Annotated in this window: 5 protein-coding genes and 1 pseudogene; 3 read left to right on the top strand and 3 right to left on the bottom strand. The window is 70.3% G+C overall.

Translation table 11 applies throughout. The annotated features are described in order from the left end of the window. Positions 1-760, top strand: a pseudogene (locus tag IEZ19_RS43845) (DUF2637 domain-containing protein); the annotation flags it as partial. 67 nt (positions 761-827) lie between these two features. On the opposite strand, the gene lysS reads toward IEZ19_RS43845, so the two are convergent. Further along, positions 828-2570 (bottom strand): lysine--tRNA ligase, encoded by a 1743-nt coding sequence (lysS, locus tag IEZ19_RS43840; RefSeq protein WP_189316983.1) that lies wholly within the window; start codon positions 2568-2570, stop codon positions 828-830. Between the two features lie 127 nt (positions 2571-2697). Here lysS and argS point away from each other — a divergent pair, with 127 nt between their 5' ends. Next, complete coding sequence (gene argS / locus IEZ19_RS43835) at positions 2698-4461, top strand: arginine--tRNA ligase (protein WP_189316982.1); 1764 nt, start codon at positions 2698-2700, stop codon at positions 4459-4461. Between the two features lie 58 nt (positions 4462-4519). On the opposite strand, the gene IEZ19_RS43830 is transcribed toward argS, so the two are convergent. After that, a complete protein-coding gene (locus tag IEZ19_RS43830) occupies positions 4520-4972 on the bottom strand; it encodes a hypothetical protein (RefSeq protein WP_189316981.1) in 453 nt (150 codons plus the stop codon). A 122-nt stretch (positions 4973-5094) separates the two neighbouring features. On the opposite strand from IEZ19_RS43830, the gene IEZ19_RS43825 reads away from it, so the two are divergent. Next, positions 5095-5895: a DUF4253 domain-containing protein gene (locus tag IEZ19_RS43825; protein WP_189316980.1), complete on the top strand. Its 801-nt coding sequence runs from the start codon at positions 5095-5097 to the stop codon at positions 5893-5895. Between the two features lie 25 nt (positions 5896-5920). Here the strand turns inward: IEZ19_RS43825 and IEZ19_RS43820 are convergent, their stop codons facing one another. Further along, positions 5921-7120, bottom strand: coding sequence for an aminotransferase-like domain-containing protein (locus tag IEZ19_RS43820; RefSeq protein ID WP_189316979.1), 1200 nt, complete (start codon positions 7118-7120; stop codon positions 5921-5923). Positions 7121-7128 lie beyond the last annotated feature (8 nt).

The following is a 7128-nucleotide window of genomic DNA, read 5'->3' as shown; positions in this document are numbered from 1 at the left end:
GCGCTCCTACGAGCAGGTCATCAAGCTGGAGCAGGAGCGCCTGGTCTACCAGGCCCGGCTACGGTCGCGGTTCGGCCGCGCCTGGCGCCGCAAGGCCCCGGTGGAGTCCCTGATGCCGCTGCGCCTGGCGCGCTACGGCGTCCCCCTCGCGGAGACGGCCCCGGCGGGGCTGGCGGCGGCGGGCATCGAGCCGGCGCTGCTGCCTCCGGCACCTCAGCAGGCCGAACTGCCGGCACCCGCGCCCGCCGCGGCCACGCCCGCCGCGCCGCCCGTCGAGCAGCGTCCCGAGCCGGACGACCAGAACCCGTGGTTCCAGGGAGTGCCCCAACAGGTCGACTACCAGGGCAGTTACGATCCCACCTTCGAGCCCCCGTATTACCCGGAGGAGCAGTACCAGGAGTGGTACGAGGAGCAGCAGCGGATCTATCAGGGACAGCAGCAGCCGCGGTACGAGGAGCCCGTCCCCGAGCCGCCCTCGATGGAGGACACGGGCAGCTTTCCCATCCCGGTGAGCCCGGGCCGGACGCGTGAGCTGGGCGAGGGCGGTGGCGTCCCGGAACCCGCGGATCCGGGTGAGGAGGAGTACTACCAGGTCTTCAAGAAGTCGATCAGCGGTAGCGGCTATCCGACCCCGCGCGAGTTCAGCGAGAACGTCGAGGCCGAGTTCGGCCAGAACCTGCTGCCGGACGACGCCAAGCGGATGGTCAATCGCTTCACCAACCGCTACAACGCGGAGCTGGAAGAGGACCACATCGCCTAGCACGGCGGGGTACGACGAAGGGGGCGCCCGGTGATCACCGGGCGCCCCCTTCGTCGTGGAACCGGCGCTACTCCCCGAGCAGGGCCCGCACCCGGTCCTGACCGACCGCGAGCAGCAGGGTGGGCAGGCGCGGGCCGGTGTCGCGGCCGACGAGCAGGTGGTACAGCAGCGCGAAGAACGACCGCTGGGCGGTCTTGATCTCCGGCGGCAGTTCCTTGGGCGTCGCGTCGGCGGAGAACCCGGCCTGGACCTTGGGCACGCCGTAGACGAGATGGGTCAGTCCGTCGAGCGACCAGTGGTCGGCGAGGCCCTCGAGCAGCAGCCGCAGGGACTGCTGGGAGGACTCGTCGAGGGACTTCAGCAGTTCGGCGTCGGGCTCGTCGCGGACGATGGTGCGCTGGTCGGCCGGGACGTGGGTGTTGATCCACGCCTCCGCCTTGTCGTAGCGCGGCCGGGCCTCGCCGAGCGAGCCGAGCGGGTTGGCCGGATCGAGGTCGGAGAGGATGCGCAGGGCCTGGTCCTGGTGTCCGGCGGTGATGTCGGCGACCGAGGCGAGGGTGCGGTACGGGAGCGGGCGCGGGGTGCGCGGCAGCTCACCGGCGGCGGTGCCGACCGCGCGCGAGTACGCGGCGATGTCGCCCGGCAGGGAGGAACCGTCGGAGACCTTTCCGGCGAGCTTGTCCCACTCGTCGTACAGGCGCTGGATCTCCTGGTCGAAGGCGATCTTGAAGGACTGGTTGGGGCGGCGGCGGGCGTAGAGCCAGCGCAGGAGCTGCGGCTCCATGATCTTCAGGGCGTCGGCCGGGGTGGGCACGCCGCCGCGGGACGACGACATCTTGGCCATGCCGCTGATGCCGACGAACGCGTACATCGGGCCGATCGGCTGCTTGCCGCCGAAGATCCCGACGATCTGGCCGCCGACCTGGAACGACGATCCCGGCGAGGAGTGGTCGACACCGCTGGGCTCGAAGATCACGCCCTCGTACGCCCAGCGCATCGGCCAGTCGACCTTCCAGACCAGCTTGCCGCCGTTGAACTCGCTCAGCCGGACGGTCTCCGTGAAGCCGCACGCGTTGCAGGTGTACGACAGCTCGGTGGTGTCGTCGTCGTACGAGGTGACGGTGGTCAGGTCCTTGCCGCAGTTGCCGCAGTACGGCTTGTACGGGAAGTAGCCGGCGGAGCCGGAGCTGCCGTCGTCCTCGCTCGCCGCGCCCGAGCCCTCCTCGGCCTCCAGTTCGGCCTCGTCGACCGCCTTCTGCTGCTGCTTCTTGGCGGGGGCCTTCTTCGTGCGGTACTGGGCGAGGATCGCGTCGATGTCGTTCCGGTGCTTCATCGCGTGCAGGATCTGCTCGCGGTAGACACCGGAGGTGTACTGCGCCGTCTGGCTGATCCCGTCGAACTCCACGCCGAGCTCGGCCAGCGACTCGACCATCGCGGCCTTGAAGTGCTCGGCCCAGTTCGGGTGCGCCGAGCCCTTCGGCGCCGGGACGGAGGTCAGCGGCTTGCCGATGTGCTCGGCCCACGACTCGTCGATGCCCGCGATGCCGGCCGGCACCTTGCGGTAGCGGTCGTAGTCGTCCCAGGAGATGAGGTGGCGCACCTGGCGGCCCCTGCGGCGGATCTCGTCGGCGACGAGGTGCGGGGTCATGACCTCACGGAGGTTTCCCAGGTGGATGGGTCCGGAGGGGGAGAGTCCGGAGGCGACGACGACGGGTTTGCCGGGGGCTCGACGCTCCGACTCCTCGATGACCTCATCCGCGAAACGGGAGACCCAGTCGATGGTCTCGGTGCTCTGAGCCACGATCGGCACGTCCTTCTTCCTGAACGGGTGACACCCCATTGTCACAGACCTGCGTGCGACCGGGAAAACCGCTTTACCCCCCATGGGATACTGGCTGTGTCTATCCATCCCCACGAGGAGAACGGCACCCATTCCTATGGCCTCGGTCACGTCCCTCAGCGACTCCGTCCAGCAGCACCTCGCGTCCGCCCTCTCGGCAGCCCTGCCGGAGGCCGCCGACGCGGACCCGCTGCTGCGACGAAGCGACCGGGCCGACTACCAGGCCAACGGCATCCTGGCCCTCGCCAAGAAGGCCAAGGCGAACCCGCGCGAGCTGGCGACGCAGGTCGTCTCCCAGGTCGTCACCGGCGATGTGATCGCGGACATCGAGGTCTCCGGACCCGGCTTCCTGAACATCACCGTCGCCGACAAGGCGATCACGGAGAACCTGGCCGCGCGCTACGCGGACGAGGCGGGCCGCCTGGGAGTGCCGTACGCCGAGAGCCCGGGCACGACGGTCATCGACTACGCCCAGCCGAACGTGGCGAAGGAGATGCACGTCGGCCATCTGCGCTCGGCCGTGATCGGCGACGCTCTGGTCCAGCTCCTGGAGTTCACCGGCGAGACGGTGGTCCGGCGGCACCACATCGGCGACTGGGGCACCCAGTTCGGCATGCTCATCCAGTATCTGGACGAGCACCCGCACGAACTGGACCACAAGGCCCGCGAGGTGACCGGCGAGGAGGCGATGTCCAACCTCGACCACCTCTACAAGGCCGCGCGCAGGCTGTTCGACTCCGACGAGGAGTTCAAGACGCGCGCCCGGCGCCGGGTGGTCGACCTCCAGGCCGGCGACCCCAGGACGCTCGCCATGTGGCAGAAGTTCGTCGACGAGTCGAAGATCTACTTCTTCTCCGTCTTCGAGAAGCTGGACATGGAGATCCGGGACGCGGACATCGTCGGCGAGTCGGGCTACAACGACATGCTGGCCGAGACCTGCCGCCTCCTCGAGGAGTCGGGGGTGGCCGTCCGCTCGGAGGGCGCGCTGTGCGTCTTCTTCGACGACATCAAGGGCCCGGACGGCAACCTGGTCCCGCTGATCGTGCAGAAGTCGGACGGCGGGTACGGCTACGCGGCGACCGACCTCTCCGCGATCCGCGACCGCGTGTTCAACCTCAAGGCGAACTCGATCATCTACGTCGTGGACGCCCGTCAGTCGCTGCACTTCAAGATGGTCTTCGAGACCGCGCGGCGGGCCGGCTGGCTGAACGACGACGTGAAGGCGTACCAGTTGGCCTTCGGCACGGTCCTCGGCAAGGACGGCAAGCCGTTCAAGACGCGTGAGGGCGAGACGGTGAAGCTGGTAGACCTTCTCGACGAGGCGGTCGAGCGGGCCTCGGCGGTCGTACGGGAGAAGGCGCAGGACCTGTCGGAGGAGGAGATCTCCGAGCGGGGCGCCCAGGTGGGCGTCGGCGCGGTGAAGTACGCGGACCTGTCGACGTCGGCGAACCGCGACTACAAGTTCGACCTGGACCAGATGGTTTCGCTGAACGGCGACACGTCGGTGTACCTCCAGTACGCGTACGCCCGTATCCGTTCCATCCTGCGCAAGGCCGGGGACGTCCAGCCGGCCGCGCACCCGGAGCTGGCGCTGCACGAGGCCGAGCGGGCGCTTGGCCTGCACATCGACGGCTTCGCGGAGGCGGTCGCGGAGACGGCGGCGGAGTACGCCCCGCACAAGCTGGCCGCGTATCTGTACCACCTGGCGTCGCTGTACACGTCGTTCTACGACAAGTGCCCGGTGCTGAAGGCCGAGACATCCGAGCAGGTGGAGAACCGCCTGTTCCTGTGCGACGTGACGGCCCGCACCCTGCACCAGGGCATGGCGCTGCTGGGCATCCGCACGCCCGAACGCCTCTGAGCCCGACGAGGGTGGCGCGGCGGCCGGTCGGAACGGTCGCCGCGCCACTTTCATGTGATCAGTTCGGGGTGCAACTGAAGGCCGGCCAGGTGGTGGAGCCGTTCTTCTGGATGGTCAGGCCCCAGTTGCTGCCGCTGCCGTCGGACTTGGCGCTCAGCACCTGGGCGCTGGGACAGGTGGCGTTGACGTTCCAGGTCGCGAGGACCTTCTCCGGGGAGGGGATGTCCGCGGTGACGGTCCAGTTGCCGGCGCCGCTGACCGAGACGTTGAGGTTGTACCGGTCGTCCCAGGACTGGCCGGCCGTGGCGGTCGCCGTGCAGCCGGTACTGCCGCCGGCGCCCGGGTTCATGGAGACGGACCCGCCGCCGTCGGTCCAGAACGAGTAGTAGTACCCGTTGTTGGTGCCGCTCTGGTTCGACGTGATGACCGTGTCGGCGCCGGCGGTGCCGGGCAGGGACAGCGCGGCCGTGACGACCAGCGCGACGGCACAGACGCCTCTGCCGAGCGACATGAGACGGCCGAGTGGGCCGCGCTCTGTTCTGCTGCGGATCGAAAGTTTCGAAGCCCGGTGCGTGGCGCGAGCACGCCCTCGCGCCCATCGCCGTGTCAGTCCCTCCGCCTACAGTCACCCGCATGGCGACTCTTCCCAATCCGCTGCCCAAGTTGGTCGGTGACCCCAGTGGGCGTGCTCTTGGACTTCGGCTTCCGCCCGGCCGGTTGATCGACGTCACGGACGACGGCCCGTGGCCGGAGCCGTTGTTGTGGCATGCCGAGACGTCGGCCTCGCCCGGGAGCTGGGCGGCGCTGGGCGTACCCGCGGGACGTGCCGGGCTGCTGCCCGTGCTGATCGACGTCGGGGACTCCCAAGGCGGCCCGGAACAGTGGGAGCTGCTGCCCGGCGACGTCTCGTATCCCGGCGACCACGACGCCGAGGACGTACTCGCCGAGTTCTGGGAGGATCTGGCCGGCGAGGACGAGGACGGTTCCGAGCGGCCGTGGCCCGGTCTCGCCCCGGCGGCCCCGCTCACCCACGACCCCGGCACCGGCGCAGCCCGGCTCGCCGACTCCCTTTCCGAAGGCCACTCGGGGTTCAGGGACCTGCGCCTGGCGCTCGTCCCGGCGCGCCGCTCCGCCGACATCCCCGCCGCGTTCGGCTGGACGGGGCCGCTCAACCACGAGAACGACGTCGCCCGCCTCTGCGCGGTCCTGCGTTCCTGGGAGGACCGCTTCGGCATACGCGTCGTCGCCCTCGGCTTCGACGTCCTGGCCGTCTCCGTGGCCGCCCCGCCCGCCACGCTCGCCGAGGCCGAGGCGCTGGCGGCGGAGCACTACGCGTTCTGCCCGGACAACGTCACCCAGAGCGGCTCGGGCAAGCTGACCGACTACGCCAGGCAACTCGTCGGCGAGCAGGCCTGGCACTTCTGGTGGGACTGATCTCCTGCCGCTGTACCCGGCTCCCCTACCCGAGCGCCCTGCCCAGCCTCCGCAGCCCTTCCCCGATCTCCTCCGGTGTCTGCGTCACGAAGCACAGGCGCAGGGTCGACCGGTCGGGCTCACCCGCATAGAAGGGCGCGCCCGGGACGTACGCCACGGCCTGCTCCACCACCCTCGGGAGCAGGGCCGTGGTGTCGTACCCCTCCGGCAGCCTGGCCCACAGGAACATGCCGCCCTCGGGACGGTTCCAGGTCGAGCCCTCCGGGAGGGAGCCGGGCAGCGCGGCGAGCATCGCGTCACGGCGTTCGCCGTACACCGCCCGCACCTTGGCCACGTGGGCGTCCAGCACCTTCAAGTACCGTGCCGCCGCCAGCTGGTTGAGCGTCGGCGTGTGCAGGTCGGCCGCCTGCTTGGCCACCACGCAGCCGCGCCGCAGCGCCGCCGGTGCACGGAGCCAGCCGAGGCGCAGGCCGGGCGCCATGACCTTGGAGAAGGAGCCGAGCAGGACGGTACGGTCCTCGGCGCCGGGGTGCGTCGAGATCCACGGGACGCGTTCGCCGTCGTAGCGGAGTTCGCCGTACGGGTCGTCCTCGACTATCCAGACACCGCCCCGTGCGGCCACCGACGCGACGGCCGCACGGCGGGCGGACGGCATGGTGCGGCCGGTGGGGTTCTGGAAGGTGGGCACCAGGTAGAGCAGCTTGGGGCGTTCGCTCGCCACCAGTTCCTCCAGGGCCGCCGGGTCCACGCCGTCCGCGTCACCCGGCACGGGCAGTACGCGCGCGCCGGCAAGCCCGAAGACCTGAAGTGCCGCCAGATAGCAGGGGTCTTCGACGAGGACGGTGTCCCCGGGCTCGAGCAGCGCGGTGGCGAGGAGGGACAGCGCCTGCTGTGAACCGGTGGTGATCAGCAGGTCGTCGGCACCGGTCGGCAGCCCCTGTGCCGTGATGCGCGCCGCGAGCCCCGCGCGCAGCGCAGGCTCGCCCTCGGTCGTGGAGTACTGCAGGGCCTCCGCCGGCTCCCGCTCCAGCACCTCGCTGAACGCGGCGGCGATGCCCTCCCGGTCGAACAGCTCCGGCGCTGGCAGACCGCCCGCGAAGTTGATCACCTCGGGGCGTGCGGTGACCGCCAGGATGTCCCGTACGGGCGAGCCCCCGACCGTACGCGCCCTCGCCGCGAGCGGCGGGACAGGGACGACGGACGACACGGGCTCGGCGACGGTCATGACTAGGG

The organism is Streptomyces brasiliensis (genome assembly GCF_014647875.1).
GTDB classification, from domain to species: Bacteria; Actinomycetota; Actinomycetes; order Streptomycetales; family Streptomycetaceae; genus Streptomyces; species Streptomyces brasiliensis.
Note: the sequence above shows the minus strand (reverse complement) of the source record. Positions and strands in the feature narration are given on the sequence as shown.

Coding starts and splice junctions, on each gene's coding strand:
- argS (WP_189316982.1), top strand. CDS start 2,698: ATGGCCTCGGTCACGTCCCTCAGCGACTCCGTCCAGCAGCACCTCGCG.
- IEZ19_RS43830 (WP_189316981.1), bottom strand. CDS start 4,972: ATGTCGCTCGGCAGAGGCGTCTGTGCCGTCGCGCTGGTCGTCACGGCC.
- IEZ19_RS43825 (WP_189316980.1), top strand. CDS start 5,095: ATGGCGACTCTTCCCAATCCGCTGCCCAAGTTGGTCGGTGACCCCAGT.
- IEZ19_RS43820 (WP_189316979.1), bottom strand. CDS start 7,120: ATGACCGTCGCCGAGCCCGTGTCGTCCGTCGTCCCTGTCCCGCCGCTC.